This window comes from Hyphomicrobium sp., from assembly GCF_035687085.1.
Lineage (GTDB): Bacteria > Pseudomonadota > Alphaproteobacteria > Rhizobiales > Hyphomicrobiaceae > Hyphomicrobium_B.
This window is the reverse complement of the sequence record NZ_DASRYS010000005.1, coordinates 208,254-226,003: the sequence shown is the minus strand read 5'-3', so window position 1 is coordinate 226,003 and position 17,750 is coordinate 208,254. Positions and strand designations below refer to the sequence as shown.

Genomic DNA, 17,750 nt, shown 5'->3' with positions numbered 1-17,750 from the left:
ACAAAGTCCTACAGGACAAGCTGGCGGACATCGGCCAGCCCATCGCAAAGCTTTCTCAAGAACCGTGCAGCCAACGCCCCATCGACCACCCGATGATCATATGATAGGCACAGCGGCAGCATCAGCCGTGGCTGAAACGCGGAACCATCCCACTGCGGCTTCATCTGTGCGCGCACTGCTCCAAGAATGGCGACTTCCGGCGCATTGACGATCGGCGTGAAGTTCGTGCCGCCGATACCGCCGAGGCTCGAAATGGAGAACGTCGCGCCTGAAATATCCGTCGGCGTGATCTTACCCTCGCGCATGCGCGCCGAAACCGTCGTCAGTTCTTGGCTCAGCTCGAGAATGCCCTTGCGATCGACGTCCTTGATGACCGGAACGACGAGCCCATCGGGCGTGTCCACCGCGACGCCGATGTTGTAGTAGCGCTTGAGAATGAGCGCGTCCTTGCTCGGCGCGAGCGATGAATTGACGTCCGGATATTCTTTCAACGCCGACACCGACGCCTTCAGCAGAAACGCGACGAGCGTCACCCGATAGCCTTTGTCCTTCGCCGTGGCGTCGAGCTCGCGGCGATAGGCTTCGAGATCGGTGATGTCGGCTTCGTCCGAGTTGGTGACGTGCGGAACGTTCAGCCACGCGCGATGCAGGTTAGGACCCGTCAATCGCTTCAGCCGCGACATCGGCTTCGTTTCGACCGGGCCGAACTTCGAAAAGTCCTGCGCTGGAATTTCCGGAATACCGCTCGTCTGAGCCGCCGCCCCGCCCGGTGCCGCAGCAGGCTGGCTGCTCTTCGCGATAAAGGCCTTCACGTCATCCTTCGTGATGCGGCCCTTGTCGCCCGTCCCTTTGACCTTGGTCAGATCGACATCAAGATCGCGCGCGATGCGGCGCACCGACGGGCTCGCATAGACAGAGCCGAAGTCCCCGGGCGTCGGTAACGACGGAGCTTCTTTAGCTTCCCGCTGCGGAGCTTTCTCCGGCGCGCTCGCAGGCTTTGCAGCAGGAGGCTCAGGCTTCGCAGGAGCCTCAGCTTTTGCGTGATCCTTCCCGTTCGCTGCCGAAGCTTCGGCCTCGCCCGCCGTATCCAGCTTGATGATGACGCTGCCTTCGCTGACCTTGTCGCCGATCGCGACGAGGATCTCCGCGACTTTGCCCTCAACGGGCGCGGGCACATCCATCGCGGCCTTGTCGCTTTCGAGCGTGATCAGCGGATCGTCCGCCTTCACCGCATCGCCCGGCTTCACCTGAATTTCGACAACTGGGACATTTTCGAAATCTCCGATATTCGGCACCTTGATGTCGACGAGCGGCATGTATTCGAACCTGTCCTGTCAGCTGCGAGCCGGATTGGCTTTGTCGGGATTGATCCCGTATTTCTTGATCGCTTCAGCGACCTTGATCGAGGGAATCTTGTTCTCGTCGGCAAGCGCCTTGAGAGCTGCAACCGTCACGAAGTGCCGGTCGACCTCGAAGAAGTAGCGCAGCGTCCGCCGGTAATCGGAACGGCCGAAACCATCAGTGCCTAGAACCGAGTACTTGTTGGGAACCGACGGCCGGACCTGATCGGCATAGAGCTTCATGTAGTCGGTCGACGCGATGACTGGCCCCTCACCGCGCTCGGAAATCTTCTGCGTCACGTAAGGCACGCGCGGGGGCTCTTCCGGATGCAAGAGGTTCCAGCGCTCCGCATCGTGGGCTTCGCGGGCAAGCTCCGTAAAGCTCGTCACACTCCAGATGTCGGCGTGAATGCCCCAATCGTCGCGCAACAAATCGGCGGCCGCGATGACCTCGCGCAGGATGGCGCCCGAGCCCATCAGCTGCACTTTGTGGCCCGTGGCATCTTCAGGTGCCGCGCGGAACAGGTACATGCCCTTGATGATGCCCTCTTCCACGCCCGCCGGCATCGGCGGATGCTCGTAGTTCTCGTTGAGCAGCGTCAGATAGTAGAAAACATCTTCCTGATCCGTCAGCATGCGTCTCATGCCGTCCTGGATGATGACCGCGACTTCGTAGTTGAACGTCGGATCATACGAGATGCAGTTCGGCACCGTCGCGGCGATGAGGTGGCTGTGACCGTCCTCATGCTGCAAGCCTTCGCCATTGAGCGTCGTGCGGCCCGACGTTCCGCCGAGAAGAAAACCGCGGCAACGTTCGTCGCCCGCCGCCCACGCGAGATCGCCGATGCGCTGGAATCCGAACATCGAATAGAAGATGTAGAACGGCACCATCGGCACGTCCGACGTCGAATAGCTCGTCGCCGCTGCGATCCACGACGCCATCGCGCCCGCTTCGTTGATGCCTTCCTGCAGCATCTGGCCGGACTTGTCTTCCTTGTAGAACATCAGCTGATCGGCATCTTCCGGCCGGTAGAGCTGGCCCACCTGGCTGAAAATGCCGAACTGCCGGAACATGCCTTCCATGCCGAACGTCCGGCTCTCGTCCGGCACGATCGGAACGATGTGGCGGCCGAGCGTCTTGTCGCGCATGAGCGCGGTCAGAATGCGCACGAACGCCATCGTCGTCGAGATTTCCCGGCCGTCGGAACCTTTGAGCTGCGATTCAAACAGCGACAGCGGCGGCGCTTCGAGCGTCAGCGATGACTTGCGCCGGCGCGACGGCAGATAGCCGCCGAGATTGCGCCGCATCTTGTGCAGGTATTCGTACTCGGGCGAGCCCTTCTCGAAACGGATGAACGGCAGCTCGGCGAGCTGCTCATCCGAAACCGGCACCTTGAAGCGGTCGCGGAACTGGCGCAGCGCCTGCACGTCCATCTTCTTCGACTGATGCGCAAGCATCTGGCCTTCGCCCGCCGGCCCCATGCCGTAACCTTTGACGGTCTTGGCGAGGATGCAGATCGGCTGGTCCTTGTGTTGGGTCGCGGCCGAATAGGCCGCATAGACCTTCGAAGGATCATGCCCGCCGCGCGTCAGCCGCCAGATTTTCTCGTCCGACCAGTCTTCCACGAGCGCCGCCGTCTCTGGATAACGGCCAAAGAAGTGCTTGCGGATGAAAGCGCCGTCGCGCGACTTGAAGACTTGGTACTCGCCGTCGACGCACTCTTCCATCAGCTGCCGCAACTTACCCGTCGTGTCGCGCGCCAGAAGCTCATCCCACTGCGAGCCCCAGATGACCTTCAGAACGTTCCAACCGGCACCGCGGAAGTTGCGCTCGAGTTCCTGGATGATTTTGCCGTTGCCGCGCACCGGCCCATCGAGCCGCTGCAGGTTGCAATTGACGACGAAGATGAGGTTGTCGAGCTTCTCGCGGCCCGCCAGCGAAATCGCGCCGAGACTTTCCGGCTCGTCCATTTCGCCATCACCGCAGAACACCCAGACCTTGCGGTCTTCCGTATTCGCCAATCCGCGCGCGTGGAGATATTTGAGAAACCGCGCCTGATAAATCGCCATCAACGGCCCAAGACCCATCGAGACGGTCGGAAACTGCCAGAAGTCGGGCATCAGCCACGGATGCGGATAGGACGGCAGTCCCTTACCGCCGACTTCCTGGCGGAAATGCAGAAGCCGATCCTCATCAAGCCGGCCTTCCAGGAACGCGCGGGCGTAAATGCCGGGCGACGAATGACCCTGAATGAGAATGAGATCGCCGCCGTGCATTTCTGAGGCTGCATGCCAGAAGTGCATGAAGCCGGTCTCATAGAGTGTCGCCGCCGACTGGTAGCTGGCGATATGGCCGCCGAGCTCGGTCGACTCTTTATTCGCGCGCAAAACCATCGCCGCCGCGTTCCAGCGGATCGCCGACGAAATGCGGTGTTCGAGTTCGCGATTGCCGGGAAGCTTGGGCTCATCATCCGGGCTGATCGAGTTGATGTAGGCCGTGCTCGAAGCGAACGGGATCGAGGCGCCGCTGACCCGCGCCCGCTCGACGACTTCTTCCAGAATGTCGTCGGCGCGTTCCGTGCCCCCATATGCGATGACGGACGATATCGACTCCGTCCAATCGCGAATTTCGGGATCTTCCGGCTTCAGAACCTTTTGGTCGTCCTTGCCCATGGTGTCCTTTGGTCCTCGTCCGCGAGCAATAAGCAAAACCCCGAGACGGGCGTCCCGGTTCGAACTCGCGCATACCAAAACTGTTTAGCACAGGCGCGCGGCAGCGATGCGCGATCTAGAAATCAAAAATCGTTTATGATCTCTATATTTAGCTGGGTGGCCGCCGCTTCGGGCCAACCGTCGTCGTGCATCGCCTCTGGCGCGGCGAATGCGGGTCATGGAGGATCGTCAGGAAGTCTTCCGCTTGCCTTCGATCATGTCCAGAGCCGCCGCAAAGGTCTGCTCTGCGTCGAGCGCAGTCGTGTCGAGATGCAGCGCATCGGCAGCGGCAAGCATGGGCGCAGCGGACCGGCCACTGTCCCGCGCATCCCGCTGGCGGATATCGGCCAAAAGGTCGTCATAAGTGACGCTGTCGCCACGGGACTCGTGCTCCAGGAAACGCCGCTTCGCCCGGGCCTCGGCGGAAGCGGTGACGAAAATCTTCACATCGGCATCCGGGCACACGACGGTGCCGATATCGCGCCCATCAAGCACGGCGCCCTTCTCCTGGTGCGCGAATGCCCGTTGATAGTCGAGCAACGCGGCGCGCACCTCGGGGATCTTAGCGACGATCGAAGCCGCGTCCCCGGCTTTGGGGCCCCGCAGCGCGGGATCGTCCAGCGTCTCGGCATTGATCGACTGGGCAGCCGTCTTCGCCGCCTCGATATCTTCCAAATCGTGCCCCGCCGCGAGCACATCCCTAGCAACCGCGCGATAAAGCAGCCCCGTATCGAGCCAACCCATGCCGAAATGGGCCGCGATCCGCTTCGCCAAAGTGCCCTTGCCTGACGCGGCCGGGCCATCGATCGCGATGATCAACTGCGTTCTCCCAGGCGAGCGGGCTCTTCATAGGAGGCCCCGAGCGTTTCCATCAACTGCCGGAACTCGGGGAAACTCGTCGCGATCATGGTCGAGTCGTCCACGACGATCGGCTGCTCGCTGGCGAGGCCGGCCGTCAGGAAGGCCATTGCGATGCGGTGATCGAGGTGAGTTGTAACCACGCCGCCGCCCTTGAGGCCCCCGCTGCCGGTCACAATAAGACTGTCGCCGTCGACCCGCACGTTGGCGCCGTTGGCCGCCAAGCCAGCGGCGGTCGCCTGCAGCCGGTCGCTCTCCTTGACCTTAAGTTCGGCGAGGCCATCCATTCGCGTTTCGCCCTCGGCAAAGGCCGAGATCGCCGCAAGCACGGGATACTCGTCGATCATCGACGGCGCGCGTTCCGCCGGCACCCGCACGCCCTTGAGACGGGAATAGCGAACGCGAATATCGGCGACGGGCTCGCCGCCCTCCTCGCGCTCGTTGAGGAAGGTGACGTCGCCGCCCATCTCCTGCAGTGTAATATAGAGCCCAATACGCGTCGGGTTGATGAGGATGCCCTCGATCGTCACATCGGAACCGGGCACGAGCAGCGCCGCCGCAGCCAGAAACGCAGCGGACGAGGGATCGCCTGGGACGTGGACGTCCTTGCCCGTGAGTTCCGCGTGGCCCTTAACAGTAATGTGGGTATCCGCGCCTTTCGCCTCGGTCCGGACGCTCGCGCCGAAATGGCGCAGCATGCGCTCGGTGTGATCGCGTGTCGGCTCGCGCTCGACGACCGTCGTCTCGCCCGCCGCATGAAGACCGGCGATCAGAACGGCGCTCTTCACCTGCGCCGACGGAACAGGAAGCGTGTACACGATCGGGATCAACTCGCTCGTGCCCTTGAGCGTCAGCGGCAGCATCTCCCGGCCGGGCTCCAGAACCTCAAGGCCCATTTCCACGAGCGGAGCCAGAACGCGCCGCATCGGCCGCCGCGACAGCGAAGCATCGCCAACCATCGTGACCGTCATCGGATGACCGGCGACGACGCCCATCATCAGCCGCGTACCGGTACCGGAGTTGCCGAAATCGAGCGGCGCGGCCGGCGCCTTCAGCCCGCCGACTCCGCGACCCTTTACTTCCCAAACGTCGCCCTGCTTCTCGGCCTTGGCGCCCATCGCAGTCACCGCGCGCGCCGTATTGATGACGTCCTCGGCTTCCAGAAGCCCGGTGATGCGCGTCGTGCCGGTGGCCAGCGCCCCGAAAATCAGTGCCCGGTGGGAAATGGATTTGTCCCCCGGCACCCGGACCCGGCCATGAAGCGGCCCCGCGCGGCGAGACGACAGCGGTTTCGGTATGGATGTAGTGTTCAAGATCGACCTTCCGAACCGTTGAAAATCGGGCGTATCAGGAGCATTTCGCTCATCTGTGGCCCGGATAGACACTGGACCGCGACGCCATGTCAACGGCGGCCCTGAGCGCTGGTCAAAACGCCCTTTCCAGGGGACCTTGACGCAGGCCTGCCAGCTCCCACTTTTTCGTTTTGACAGGGGGCACCGCCTATGGCAGAGGGGCTCCCTCGATTTCCGAACCCCGAGGCACGATCAATGGCGACCAAGCAAGCGCGAGGGACGAAGCGCACCTGTCAGAACTGCGACGAGCGCTTCTATGATCTCGGCAAAGACCCGATCATCTGCCCGTTCTGCGACGCGAAGTACGTGATCGCTTCCTCGCCGGCCGCTCTGGCGGCCCTTCAGGCCGAGCAGCGGGACCTCGCAGGCAAGAAGGCCAAGAAGTCCGCTGGCGACGAAGTGGATGGTGATCTGCCGGTGGTCGAGGGCGAAGAGGCTCTCGTCGACGTCGAAGCCGACGACACGGGCGCCGAAGACGACGAGACCTTCCTCGAAGAAGAGGAAGAGGAAGGCGGCGACATGTCGAACATCATCGGCGGTCCTGCTGGCGAGGGCGACGAAGAGCCCTAATAAATCTCGGAAACGTCCTTGCAGTTTTCGCCAAGACGAACTATCAGGCGGGACTTCAGAATTTCGGCGGGATCCAGCCCCGCCGATGAATTGGTTCGGGGCTATAGCTCAGCTGGGAGAGCGCTTGCATGGCATGCAAGAGGTCACCGGTTCGATCCCGGTTAGCTCCACCAATCCTCCTTTCAACCAAATTGGTTGCACCTGCGGCTCAGTCGCCGAGATGGCTGACCTGCCTAAGCGTTTTATGTAGTCTCCCCGGCGCTAAAACGATTTGCGAAGCATAATCGCGAACGATGGGGACGGAACTATGCAGAACTGGCGCTTGAACCTCATTTGGGTCGCCGTAGCCGCGCTCGGCGCCTTCTCGCTTGGCACAGTCGCGCTGGCGCGCGGCGAAACCATCAACGCCATCTGGCTCGTGTCCGCCGCGATCTGCTCGTATCTGCTGGCCTATCGCTATTATAGCCGCTTCATTGCCGACCGCGTCCTGCAACTGGACAAGCGGCGCCTGACGCCCGCCCAGCGATTCAACGACGGCCTCGACTACTGCCCGACGGACAAGACGGTCCTCTTCGGACACCACTTTGCGGCGATCGCCGGCGCCGGTCCCCTCGTCGGCCCTGTGCTCGCAGCACAGATGGGCTACCTGCCCGGAACGCTCTGGCTGATTTTCGGCGTCATCTTTGCCGGCGCCGTGCAGGACTTCATCATGCTGTGGGCCTCGACCCGCCGCGACGGCCGCTCCCTCGGCGAAATGATCCGCTCTGAGCTTGGTCCGGTAGCGGGCACCATCGCGATGATCGGCGTCCTCCTCATCATGGTCATCCTGCTCGCGGTGCTGGCGCTCGTCGTCGTCAAAGCGCTGAAGCAAAGCCCGTGGGCGACCTTCACGGTCATGATGACGATTCCGATCGCCGTGCTCATGGGCTTTTACGGCCGCTACATCCGGCCCGGCCGCATCGCCGAAATGTCGCTGATCGGCTTTGCGCTGTTGATGCTGTCTCTGATTTTCGGCCGCTACGTTGCCGAGCACCCCGTGCTCGGGCCGATGTTTGACTATTCCGGCGAACAGCTCTCGGTCATGCTGATCGTCTACGGCTTCGTTGCCTCCGTGCTGCCCGTATGGACGCTGCTCGCGCCGCGCGACTACCTGTCGACCTTCCTGAAAATCGGCACCATCGCCGGCCTCGCGATCGGCATCTTCGTCGTGCTGCCCGAACTCAAGATGCCGGCCGTTACGAAATTCATCGACGGCACAGGCCCAGTCTTTGCCGGAAGCCTCTTCCCGTTCCTGTTCATCACGATTGCCTGCGGCGCGATCTCGGGCTTCCACTCGCTGGTCGCCTCCGGCACGACGCCGAAGATGCTCGATAACGAGGTCAACGCCCGCTTCATCGGCTACGGCGCGATGCTGATGGAAAGCTTCGTTGCCATCATGGCATTGGTCGCAGCATCGACGCTCGACCCCGCCCTCTACTTCGCATTGAACAGCCCGGCGGGGCTCATCGGCACCACTCCGGAGACCGCCGCAGCCGCGATATCGGGCTGGGGCTTCGCCATCACGCCCGAGGCGCTGAAGGAAGCCGCGACCCACGTCGGCGAGTCGACGATCCTCTCGCGAACCGGCGGCGCCCCGACGCTGGCCGTCGGCATGGCTGAAATTCTCTCCAGCGCCATCGGCGGCAAAGCCATGATGGCGTTCTGGTACCACTTCGCCATTCTCTTCGAGGCGCTCTTCATCCTGACCACAATCGACGCCGGAACGCGCGTCGCGCGCTTCATGATCCAGGACCTGATGGGCACCTTTCGGCCATCGCTCCGCGAGACGCGATCCTGGACCGCTAACATCGTCGCGACATCCATCGCCGTCGGGGGCTGGGGCTACTTCCTCTACCAGGGCGTCGTCGATCCCTTGGGTGGCATCAACACGCTGTGGCCGCTCTTCGGCATCGCCAACCAGATGCTCGCCTGCATCGCGCTGACGCTCTGCACCGTCATTCTCTTCAAGATGAAACGGCAGCGCTACGCTTGGGTGACGCTCGCGCCCGCAGCCTGGGTCGCGATCTGCACCCTCACCGCCGGCTGGCAGAAAATCTTCAGCGATAATCCGGCGATCGGTTTTCTCGCTCACGCCGAGAAATTCTCAAGCTCGCTTGCTTCGGGCCAAGTTATCGCGCCGGCCAAATCGATCGCTGACATGCAGCGCATTGTTTTCAATGACTACCTGAACGCCACCCTGACGGGGCTCTTGATCGGCCTCGTCGTCGGCATGATCGGCTTCGGCCTCGCGGCCGTCTTCAAGGCTCTTGCCAATCCGCAAGTCTCAGCCCGCGAGACCGCAATGGTTGCGGCGGAGTGATGCATGATAAAATCCGGCACCAAGCTTATCTCTGAATTCACAACCGGCATCGCGAAGACGGCGCGGTTGATGATCGGCGTGCCCGACTATGAGGCTTACGTCGCGCATCGCCGCAGCAAGCATCCGGACGAGCCGGTGATGAGCTACGAAGATTTCTTCCGCGAACGCCAAGCCAGCCGGTACGGCGAAGGCGGCGGCAAAATCAGCCGCTGCTGCTAAGGGGCTTCCCCGCGTCAAAACGGACGGCCTCATCCTTGCGCGTGCTCGCCGCTTCGCCGCGACGGGCGTGCACGAGGATTGATCCGGCGCGCATCCACAGCTACGAGGCCCTATGGCACCTCCTCTGATTACGCTCAAAGACATCAACCTGACCTTCGGCGGGACCCCGCTCTTGGAAAGCGCCGAGCTGACCGTCGCGCCGGGCGACCGGGTCTGCCTTGTTGGCCGCAATGGCTCGGGTAAATCGACCCTTCTGAAAATCGCAGCGGGCCTCGTCGAACCCGATCGCGGCGAGCGCTTCGCCCATCCCAACGCCAGCATCCGCTACCTCCGCCAGGAAGCTGACTTCACGGGCTTCGACACCGTTCGCGCCTTCGTCCAAGCGGGTCTTGGGCCGGCCGATGATCCCTACGAGGCGGAATACCTTCTGGCCGAACTCGGCCTTTCGCCGGACGCCGATCCAAAAACCTTGTCCGGCGGCGAGGCCCGCCGCGCCGGTCTCGCCCAGGTCATTGTCGCCAAGCCTGACGTCCTGCTGCTCGACGAGCCGACGAACCATCTCGACCTCACCGCCATCGAATGGCTGGAAACGACGCTGCTGGCCTCGCGCTCGGCGCTGCTCCTCATCAGCCACGATAGGCGCTTCCTCGAAACGCTCTCGCGCGCCACCGTCTGGCTCGATCGCGGTAAGACTCGCCGCCTCGAACAGGGCTTCGCCGCCTTCGAAGATTGGCGCGACAAGGTCCTCGAAGAGGAAGAAATCGAGCGCCATAAGCTCGACCGCAAGATCGTCCGCGAGAACCAGTGGATGCACGGCGGCGTCACGGGCCGCCGCAAGCGCAACGTCCGCCGCGTGCGCGAACTGAAAGCCATGCGCCAGGAAGTGCGCGAACAGCGCCATTCCGTGGGGCAGGTTCGCCTGGAAGCCTCTGAAGGCAGCATCTCCGGCAAGCTTGTCGTCGAGACGACCGCGATCTCGAAAGGTTATGGCGAAACCGACATCGTTCGCGGCCTCGACCTGCGCGTCATGCGCGGCGACCGCCTCGGCATCGTCGGCCCGAACGGCGCCGGCAAAACCACGCTCATCAAGCTGCTGACGGGAGAGATAGCGCCTGACAGCGGCAACATCCGCCACGGCGCCAACCTCGAGATCGTGACGCTCGATCAGAAGCGCGATGAACTCAATCCCAATTGGACCGTGTCGGACGCGCTGACGGGCGGACGCGGCGACCAGGTCATCATCAACGGCAAGCCCCGCCACGTCGCGAGCTACATGCAGGACTTCCTGTTCCTGCCCGAGCAGCGGCTCTCGCCGATCCGCGTGCTGTCGGGCGGAGAACGCGCCCGGCTCATGCTGGCCCGTGCGCTTGCCAAACCGTCGAACGTGCTCATCCTCGACGAGCCGACCAACGATCTCGATCTCGAGACGCTCGACCTCCTGCAGGAGCTTCTGTCCGACTACGCCGGCACGATTTTGCTCGTCAGCCACGATCGTGATTTTCTCGATCGCATCGTGACGAGCGTATTGGCGCCTGACGGAGACGGCTATTGGACCGAATACGCCGGCGGCTATTCGGATATGCTGGCCCAGCGCAAAGGCAAGGCCCTCAAAAAGAAATCGCGGCCGGAGGCTGGAAACGGATCTCACAAGGCGGATGCGGCCCAGAGCACGCCATCAACGGCAGCCTCGAAGCAGAAGCTGTCCTTCAAGGACAAGCACGCACTCGAGTCACTTCCGCTCGAAATGGAAAAGCTCGAAGCCGAGATCCAGAAGCTCGCCGAGCAGCTCGCCGATGCCGATCTCTTCACGCGCGACCGGGCAGCCTTCGATAAAGCCAACGACAGGTTGGGGCAGGCACAGAGCCAGCTTGAAGCACTCGAAACGCGCTGGCTGGAGCTCGAGGAAAAACGCGAGGCCGTCGAAAAACAGGCCTAGGAAAAACCGGGCGCAGGCAATTCAAAATAAAAGCGACGACCGAAAGGCTCGGCCGCCGCTTGAAAGTCCGACCCTAAGGCCGACCACATCTAAATTAGATGAGGTCGATCTCAGCCGGCAGATAGCTGGTCACTTCGAGACCAACTTCCTGCTCACGAACTTCGGGCTTCGACCACGTCTTCATGGTTTCCTCCAAGAGTGGCTTGTCCACGCTTAACGAGCGCTTTCGTATGCTGATGAAGTAATAAGCGCCAATCGTATTTACAATGGGCACTCATAAGCCCGCCTAATAACAATATAACACTTCGCATTTGCGAAACGTTATTTGATTGCTCATTGCTTCGCAGCCCACTTGTCTTTCACCTCGTCGCAACGCTTCGAGACGAACTCGTTCACTTCCTCGACAATCGAACCCGACAGGATGTTCACGGTATTGTCAGCGGCCGTGGCGGTCCAAAGCGCGCTTTTGATCAGAGTTGGCGCTTCAATCTTGCCCCAATGAGCCTGCGCCTTGGTGGCCTTGCCGTTCTCGAAAGTGACGGTGGGCGTCAGTTCGAATGAGAAATCCGTCGCGCCCTTCTTCTCGCTCGCAATGGAACAAGCGACGGTGTGTTTATCCAGAACGAGTTCGGCCTTGGGCTCCGACATGGCCTTCACCAGATCCGAACGCTTGACGCTTAGGTCGGTCGAGCAGTGAGCACCATCGTATGGCCATTTCACCTTCAATTTGCCGACGAGCTTCACCAGCTGCTCTTTCCGCCAGCTCTTGATCACGTGGCATGCCACGTCCTTGCCTGAAGTGTCTTTCGAGTGGAATGCCCGGCATAGATCGACCTTGCAGGCCTGACGGGCTTCTTTCTCGGCGTTCTCGGCGGGCGTCAGCGGGCCGGCCGGATCGCCCAATACCTTTCCGGAATCATCCCTGGCAGTCGCAGGCTCGTCTGCGCCCGCCGGTGGAATGGCAAATGCAACGATCGAAAAGGCCACGGCTGCCGAGAACACCGAGAACGCGAACCTCATGAAACCCCCATGCTGATAAAAGCCCGAAGAGCGGTTTCCTTGGGCATCCAGGCGGGCGGCACTAAGGCAGCAGCCCTGGCTTTTTCGCGTTTTGAGCGCACCTGAGGCGTCCGCGACACTCCCCCCGCGCCCGCCACATCCTTCATGCTTGAACACTGGGGAAGACCACCCATATCTTCATCATATCGCTGGGCAGAGATGCCACGATCCGGACGGCTCGAAAGAGGGTTCGGGAATTTGGGAAAGATGGTCGCTTCACTAAGGGCCTTCAAATGACACGCCTAACCGCACTGTCGAACCCGCTGCTTTTGGGCTTCGAGGAAATCGAGCGGCTGGTCGATCGAGCCACCAAAGGTGGCGACGGCTACCCGCCATACAATATCGAGAGGATCGCCCGGGATGGAAATACCGGGGAGCTTCTTCGGATCACCTTGGCCGTAGCCGGCTTCACGCAAGACGAACTCGAAATCACGCTCGAAGACAAGCAATTGACCGTTCGCGGCAAGCAGCGTGACGACAAAGAGAGAGATTATCTCTATCGCGGCATCGCTTCGCGGCAGTTCTCGCGGACGTTCGTGTTGGCCGACGGTATCGAGGTAAAAAGCGCGGAGCTGTCGAATGGGCTCCTGGCCGTCGATCTACAGCGCCTAGAACCAGAGCGCCTTGTCAGGCGTATTGAGATAGGTACCGCGAAAAAACTCAAAAGCTCGACCTGAGCTGAGTCTTTCGCGTCACAGCGCCGGCGGCCGAATCGTCGGAGGATCGGAGCACACCCGCACGCTGGAGGGAGATGTCCTCAAAGCTGCGATGAGAGCCCGGCCTCGACACAAGGAGGAAGAGCGTCATGAATAACAAGACCACCGCAAAAGCCACAGAAGTCCACGATGCCGTAGGGCCGGTCATGAGCGAGTTCGAACTTGCACGGCTTGGCGGCGGTGAGGTCGCCTACATCAAGACGCTCACCTCGGACGAAGCCATCGAGATGTTTCCGCAGATCGAAGGATTGCCGAAGGGCATCCCGCTGTTCTCGCTCCATGCTGCCGACGGTACGCCGATCGCGCTGACCGACACGCTGCAGGCGGCCATTGGGCACGCTCAGGAAGACGAGCTGTCCATTGCACCGCTCCACTGAGCGAGCGGCCTGAAGCTTCAGAGTTTTGCGAGGAGTCGCCCGGTTATCGGGCGGCTCTAATTTTTTGGCCCTTCAGTCAGGCGCCGCTTCAGGGGTGATAATGGGCGTATTGGCCCTTGGGCTTGAAGCGCTCCAGGTACTCCGGAACGATGCCATCGATTGAAGCAGGGCTTTCAACCCCCAGCGCAGCGATCGTCCGCCCTTCCTTCTTCGCCGCTTCCGAAACAACGTTATCAGACTGCAGCAACCGAACCTGATCGAGCGTTAGCGGACGCAGAGAATTCGGCAGCGGCGAGCTCAGCACCGCCATCAGCTTCGCCATTCCGAACGGCAGCGGCAACAGCATGCGCCGGCGATCCGAGTAATGCAGCGTCGCCTTCAGGAGATCGCGGAAGCTCAGGACTTCCGGACCGCCGAGCTCATAAATGGTGCCGGGCTTGCCTGTCCCCGTCGCTGCATTGGCCGCCGCCTGGCCGACGTCGCCGACGAAGACCGGCTGGAACTTCGTCGCGCCACCGCCAACGAGCGGAAGAAATGGGCTCATGCGCGCCATGGCGGCGAAGCGGTTGAAGAACTCGTCCTCGGGGCCGAACACGAGAGACGGCCTCAGCACATACGCCGAGGAAAACTCGGCAAACGTCGCCCGCTCGCCCTCAGCCTTAGTGCGCGCATAGAGCGACGGCGAATCCTTGTCGGCCCCGATCGCGGAAATATGGATGAGGCGGGCTGCACCGGCTTCCCTCGCCGCCTTCGCGACGCGCTCGGCGCCCTTGGCATGCAGAGCCTCGAAACTCTGCGCGCCGGCCGGTGACAGAATGCCGACGGCATTGACGACGATCTCTGCACCCTCCACGGCCCGCGCCACGGAATCGGCAAAGCGCAGATTGGCTTGGACTGCATGGATCTGCCCGACGACGCCCATGGGTTGCAGATAACCCGCGAGATCCGGCCTGCGAACGGCCGCCCGCACCCGGTAGCCCTTCCGAGCCAATTCCCGAACGATGTAGCGTCCGACGAATCCAGAGCCCCCGAACACCGTCGCCAGCTTGCCGTTTTGCGCCATTTCGAAACCTCGATGCTGCAGCCCGTGTGGGCGCGAATGCCGGCCTCTGCTCTAGCGGCCTCGGATGCCGCTGTGAAGCCTCAACGGCGCAAGAGCATTGCAGACGACCTGTGAGCCCGGCCGATGAACGCTACGCCAAAGCCGCGCTCCGCTCCTGTCCTTCATTTCGGATCGCCCGGTGGCAATTGGTGCACCAATGATCGCTCGAGCAAAGGTTGCTGGGGCTTCTGCCCGTGCAAGCCTCCTGGCGAGCACTTAAACTGCCTGTGCGCCTTTTCCGCCTCGCATCACCGTGAGAGCAATCCGCCGAGCGCAGGCGCCGCGAACAAGCACCATAGGATCAACACGATGACCGATTTGGCGACAGCCGACAGCGGTGTCTACACCGATCTCGATCGCCTGAGCATCAACGGCGAATGGCTCCTCGGCCATTCCACGCACAACAATATCGATCGCGATCCCTACAATGGCGATACGCTGGCCGAAATTCGCATGGCGAGCGCGGAAGACCTCGACGCCGCCTATGCAGCGGCAAAAGCCGCGCAGAAGCCCTGGGCACAAAAACCGCATCAGGAGCGCGCGCAGGTCCTCTTTGATGCGGCAGAGATACTGGAGCGCCGGCGGCAGGAAGTTTTGAGCTGGCTTGTCCGCGAGTCGGGCAGTACGCGCATCAAAGCCAACCTCGAAATCGATGTCGCGCGCAACATCATGATCGAGTCCGCGAGCTTTCCAGACCGCATCGAAGGCCGCATCTTGCCGTCCTCAATTCCCGGCCAGGAAAGTCGCGTCTACCGTGAGCCGCTGGGAGTCGTCGGCATCATCAGCCCGTGGAATTTTCCGCTGCATCTCACCATGCGATCCGTCGCCCCAGCGCTGGCATTGGGCAACGCCTGCGTCGTCAAACCGGCAAGCGACACGCCAGTCACCGGCGGTTTACTGATCGCACGCCTTTTCGAGGAAGCGGGCCTTCCGCCAGGGCTTCTCAATGTCGTCGTCGGCGCCGGAAGCGAAATCGGCGATTACTTCGTCGAACATCCCACGCCACGCCTGATTTCCTTCACCGGATCAACCGTCGTCGGCCGAGGCATCGGCAAGCTTGCCCATGGCGGCAAGTACATCAAGCGCGTCGCCCTCGAACTCGGCGGTAACGCGCCCCTCGTCGTACTTGGCGACGCCGACGTTGAACAGGCCGCGCACGCAGCAATCGTCGGCCGCTTTTTGCATCAGGGGCAGATCTGCATCAGCACCAATCGGGTGATCGTCGATTCAGAAATTCACGACCAGTTCGTCGAAGCCGTCGTCGAGCGTGCGCGAAAGCTCCAAGTTGGCAACCCCGACGATCCCCGGACGGCGATCGGTCCGATCATCAACAAATCGCAGCTCAATGGATTGGAGGAGAAGATCGAGAATGCGCGGCGAGATGGCGGCCGGCAGCTCGTCGGTGGGGACGCCCAGGGTCAAGTGCTGCCGCCGCATGTCTTCGACGGCATCAAGCCGAACTGGGACATCGCGGCTGAGGAAAGCTTCGGGCCGGTTCTGCCGATCCTCAAGGCGGAAGGTGAGCAGCAAGCGCTCGAACTCGCCAACGCCACCGGCTACGGGCTGACGAGTGCCGTCTTCACGCGCGACTACGAGCGCGGCCTGCACTTCGCGCGCAATATCGTCGCCGGCATGACGCACATCAACGATATGACGGTGGATGATCAGGCCAACGCGCCGTTCGGCGGCGAAAAAAACTCAGGCATAGGGCGGTTCAACGGCCGGTGGGCGATGGAAGAATTCACCAGCGCGCATTGGATTACGCTGCAATACAGAGGCCACCCATATCCGTTCTGATGATGCCCGATCAGAACTGGACCTGCGCCCCGAGAATGAAGCGGTTGACGTCGCCGTGGCCGTCCTCATCGAGGTTCTCGTGCGAGAACAGCGCCGAAAGAAGCGCGTCGTGCCCATCGATGATGAAGTTGGTGCCGACGGAATATTCAGCGATGTCCGGCCCGAAGTCATGATCGAATTCCTGGTAGCGGAACACGGGCTGGAATCTGCCGACACATACCTTCTTGTTGATCAGGTAGCTCGTCAGGATGAAGTAGGCATTGCCATCCGCGATCCCGTTTCCGCCGAATGCCGTCCGCGTATCGAGGCCTGAGCTATCGTAGATGTAGTACGCGCCTTCGATCGTGAAGACATCGTCGTTCCAAACCTTCTTCTGCATCAGCACGTCGACGTTGAAACCCGACCAGTCGGCAGACCGCGTGCCGTTCGACGCCGCATCGTTCTGGAATTGCCCGACGATGCCGACCGAGAGAACCTCCTTCTTGCCGTAGTAGTCGCTGGAGAAGGTATAATAGCCGGCCTCCTTGTCCCAGAAGTCATATTGGATGCGCCCTGCGAAGAGCGGTCCGTTCGCGTCTCGATTGAAGCAGGAGTTCTCGTCCGCCGTGCAGCCGAGGAAGCCGCCGAGCATGTACTTGAAATGGCCGATGTCCCCCCACACCGAGCCGCCGGTATCGCGCCCATCGAAGATGTTCGGATAGGCGCTGACAAACGGAAACTGCCAGGTGCCGAGATTGAAAGGCCCGTCGAGGTTCACGCGGTCGCTCGGCGGCAGCATGCGCCCGCCATAGAGGTTGAACTCGTCCATGAACTCGATGCGGCCCAGGGCATCGAGCGTTTGAATGCCCGTCGGGTTGCCGTGGCTGTCCTGGTCGATGTCAGTGTTGTACGTGAAGCCCACGTGCTTATTGGCCTGGCCCTGTATGTAAAGCCGGGCGCTGTTCAACTCCCAGCCTTCTTGCGTCGGATCCGCGAGGCCGACGTCCGAGATGTATTGGCCGCGAAGCCCGGCACCGATGCTGATCCAGGACTGCTGGTCCCACAGATTGAACCGCGCAAATTCCTGCGCGCCAGCGGGTGAACTGCCAAGGCACGCCACCGTACCGATGGCGGCAGCCACCCGTCGCGAATTGCCGAACATGAAGTCACCCTTAGCAAGGCTCCGCCGATCGCTCCGCGGCCAATATGAATTGAAAAATATCAATAAAATACAGAGACTTAACACTCAGGTGAACTGGCCGAAACTCGCAGGCGCCGGCACGAATATTGAGATCCGAAGAAGCAGGATTTGGCGGCCTGCTCTTAGGAATTCATTGATTTGAACAGTTCCCAAAAGCTCTGAAACGATTCGGC

Annotated in this window: 15 protein-coding genes and 1 tRNA gene; 8 read left to right on the top strand and 8 right to left on the bottom strand. The window is 61.6% G+C overall.

Features of this window, described 5'->3' with window-relative positions; genetic code table 11:
- Positions 1–8: 8 nt before the first annotated feature.
- From aceF to aroA, 4 genes are all read right to left on the bottom strand, one after another.
- Positions 9–1,316: a dihydrolipoyllysine-residue acetyltransferase gene (gene aceF, locus VFG26_RS04505; protein WP_325022670.1), complete on the bottom strand. Its 1,308-nt coding sequence runs from the start codon at positions 1,314–1,316 to the stop codon at positions 9–11.
- Between the two features lie 18 nt (positions 1,317–1,334).
- Positions 1,335–4,013: a pyruvate dehydrogenase (acetyl-transferring), homodimeric type gene (gene aceE / locus VFG26_RS04500; protein WP_325022668.1), complete on the bottom strand. Its 2,679-nt coding sequence runs from the start codon at positions 4,011–4,013 to the stop codon at positions 1,335–1,337.
- A 228-nt stretch (positions 4,014–4,241) separates the two neighbouring features.
- A complete protein-coding gene (cmk, locus tag VFG26_RS04495) occupies positions 4,242–4,871 on the bottom strand; it encodes a (d)CMP kinase (RefSeq protein ID WP_325022666.1) in 630 nt (209 codons plus the stop codon).
- Positions 4,868–6,223: a 3-phosphoshikimate 1-carboxyvinyltransferase gene (gene aroA / locus VFG26_RS04490; protein WP_325022664.1), complete on the bottom strand. Its 1,356-nt coding sequence runs from the start codon at positions 6,221–6,223 to the stop codon at positions 4,868–4,870. Before aroA ends, cmk begins: the two co-directional genes overlap by 4 nt.
- Before the next feature lie 234 nt (positions 6,224–6,457).
- On the opposite strand from aroA, the gene VFG26_RS04485 reads away from it, so the two are divergent.
- The 5 genes from VFG26_RS04485 (at position 6,458) to VFG26_RS04465 (ending at position 11,346) form a co-directional block, all read left to right on the top strand.
- Positions 6,458–6,832: a TIGR02300 family protein gene (locus VFG26_RS04485; protein WP_325022662.1), complete on the top strand. Its 375-nt coding sequence runs from the start codon at positions 6,458–6,460 to the stop codon at positions 6,830–6,832.
- A 97-nt stretch (positions 6,833–6,929) separates the two neighbouring features.
- Positions 6,930–7,005, top strand: a tRNA-Ala gene (locus VFG26_RS04480).
- 134 nt (positions 7,006–7,139) lie between these two features.
- On the top strand, positions 7,140–9,191 hold the full coding sequence (locus VFG26_RS04475; protein WP_325022660.1) for a carbon starvation CstA family protein: 2,052 nt from the start codon (positions 7,140–7,142) through the stop codon (positions 9,189–9,191).
- A gap of 3 nt (positions 9,192–9,194) precedes the next feature.
- The gene (locus VFG26_RS04470; RefSeq protein WP_325022658.1) at positions 9,195–9,410 is read left to right on the top strand and encodes a YbdD/YjiX family protein; all 216 of its coding nucleotides are present in this window, start codon (positions 9,195–9,197) and stop codon (positions 9,408–9,410) included.
- 112 nt (positions 9,411–9,522) lie between these two features.
- Positions 9,523–11,346, top strand: a complete 1,824-nt coding sequence (locus VFG26_RS04465) for an ABC-F family ATP-binding cassette domain-containing protein (protein ID WP_325022656.1) — start codon at positions 9,523–9,525, stop codon at positions 11,344–11,346.
- A gap of 94 nt (positions 11,347–11,440) precedes the next feature.
- Here VFG26_RS04465 and pqqA read toward each other — a convergent pair whose 3' ends face one another.
- Both pqqA and VFG26_RS04455 read right to left on the bottom strand, forming a co-directional pair.
- Positions 11,441–11,530, bottom strand: coding sequence for a pyrroloquinoline quinone precursor peptide PqqA (gene pqqA, locus VFG26_RS04460; RefSeq protein WP_045838205.1), 90 nt, complete (start codon positions 11,528–11,530; stop codon positions 11,441–11,443).
- Positions 11,531–11,679: 149 nt separating this feature from the next.
- Entirely contained in the window at positions 11,680–12,366 is a 687-nt protein-coding gene (locus VFG26_RS04455) for a hypothetical protein (protein ID WP_325022652.1), read from the bottom strand.
- Positions 12,367–12,638: 272 nt separating this feature from the next.
- Between VFG26_RS04455 and VFG26_RS04450 the strand changes: the two genes are divergently transcribed.
- Both VFG26_RS04450 and VFG26_RS04445 read left to right on the top strand, forming a co-directional pair.
- Positions 12,639–13,082: an Hsp20 family protein gene (locus VFG26_RS04450; RefSeq protein WP_325022650.1), complete on the top strand. Its 444-nt coding sequence runs from the start codon at positions 12,639–12,641 to the stop codon at positions 13,080–13,082.
- A gap of 128 nt (positions 13,083–13,210) precedes the next feature.
- Positions 13,211–13,498 carry a DUF1150 domain-containing protein gene (locus tag VFG26_RS04445; RefSeq protein WP_325022648.1) on the top strand — a complete coding sequence of 96 codons (288 nt, stop codon included), beginning with the start codon at positions 13,211–13,213 and terminating at the stop codon, positions 13,496–13,498.
- Between the two features lie 88 nt (positions 13,499–13,586).
- Here the strand turns inward: VFG26_RS04445 and VFG26_RS04440 are convergent, their stop codons facing one another.
- Positions 13,587–14,561, bottom strand: a complete 975-nt coding sequence (locus VFG26_RS04440; protein WP_325022646.1) for a complex I NDUFA9 subunit family protein — start codon at positions 14,559–14,561, stop codon at positions 13,587–13,589.
- A gap of 348 nt (positions 14,562–14,909) precedes the next feature.
- Between VFG26_RS04440 and VFG26_RS04435 the strand changes: the two genes are divergently transcribed.
- Positions 14,910–16,397 (top strand): aldehyde dehydrogenase family protein, encoded by a 1,488-nt coding sequence (locus tag VFG26_RS04435; protein WP_325022644.1) that lies wholly within the window; start codon positions 14,910–14,912, stop codon positions 16,395–16,397.
- A gap of 10 nt (positions 16,398–16,407) precedes the next feature.
- On the opposite strand, the gene VFG26_RS04430 is transcribed toward VFG26_RS04435, so the two are convergent.
- A complete protein-coding gene (locus VFG26_RS04430; RefSeq protein WP_325022642.1) occupies positions 16,408–17,538 on the bottom strand; it encodes a porin in 1,131 nt (376 codons plus the stop codon).
- Positions 17,539–17,750 lie beyond the last annotated feature (212 nt).

Coding starts and splice junctions, on each gene's coding strand:
- VFG26_RS04450 (WP_325022650.1), top strand. CDS start 12,639: ATGACACGCCTAACCGCACTGTCGAACCCGCTGCTTTTGGGCTTCGAG.
- VFG26_RS04485 (WP_325022662.1), top strand. CDS start 6,458: ATGGCGACCAAGCAAGCGCGAGGGACGAAGCGCACCTGTCAGAACTGC.
- VFG26_RS04440 (WP_325022646.1), bottom strand. CDS start 14,561: ATGGCGCAAAACGGCAAGCTGGCGACGGTGTTCGGGGGCTCTGGATTC.
- VFG26_RS04455 (WP_325022652.1), bottom strand. CDS start 12,366: ATGAGGTTCGCGTTCTCGGTGTTCTCGGCAGCCGTGGCCTTTTCGATC.
- VFG26_RS04430 (WP_325022642.1), bottom strand. CDS start 17,538: ATGTTCGGCAATTCGCGACGGGTGGCTGCCGCCATCGGTACGGTGGCG.
- VFG26_RS04445 (WP_325022648.1), top strand. CDS start 13,211: ATGAATAACAAGACCACCGCAAAAGCCACAGAAGTCCACGATGCCGTA.
- pqqA (WP_045838205.1), bottom strand. CDS start 11,530: ATGAAGACGTGGTCGAAGCCCGAAGTTCGTGAGCAGGAAGTTGGTCTC.
- VFG26_RS04470 (WP_325022658.1), top strand. CDS start 9,195: ATGATAAAATCCGGCACCAAGCTTATCTCTGAATTCACAACCGGCATC.
- VFG26_RS04465 (WP_325022656.1), top strand. CDS start 9,523: ATGGCACCTCCTCTGATTACGCTCAAAGACATCAACCTGACCTTCGGC.
- VFG26_RS04475 (WP_325022660.1), top strand. CDS start 7,140: ATGCAGAACTGGCGCTTGAACCTCATTTGGGTCGCCGTAGCCGCGCTC.
- VFG26_RS04435 (WP_325022644.1), top strand. CDS start 14,910: ATGACCGATTTGGCGACAGCCGACAGCGGTGTCTACACCGATCTCGAT.
- aceF (WP_325022670.1), bottom strand. CDS start 1,316: ATGCCGCTCGTCGACATCAAGGTGCCGAATATCGGAGATTTCGAAAAT.
- aceE (WP_325022668.1), bottom strand. CDS start 4,013: ATGGGCAAGGACGACCAAAAGGTTCTGAAGCCGGAAGATCCCGAAATT.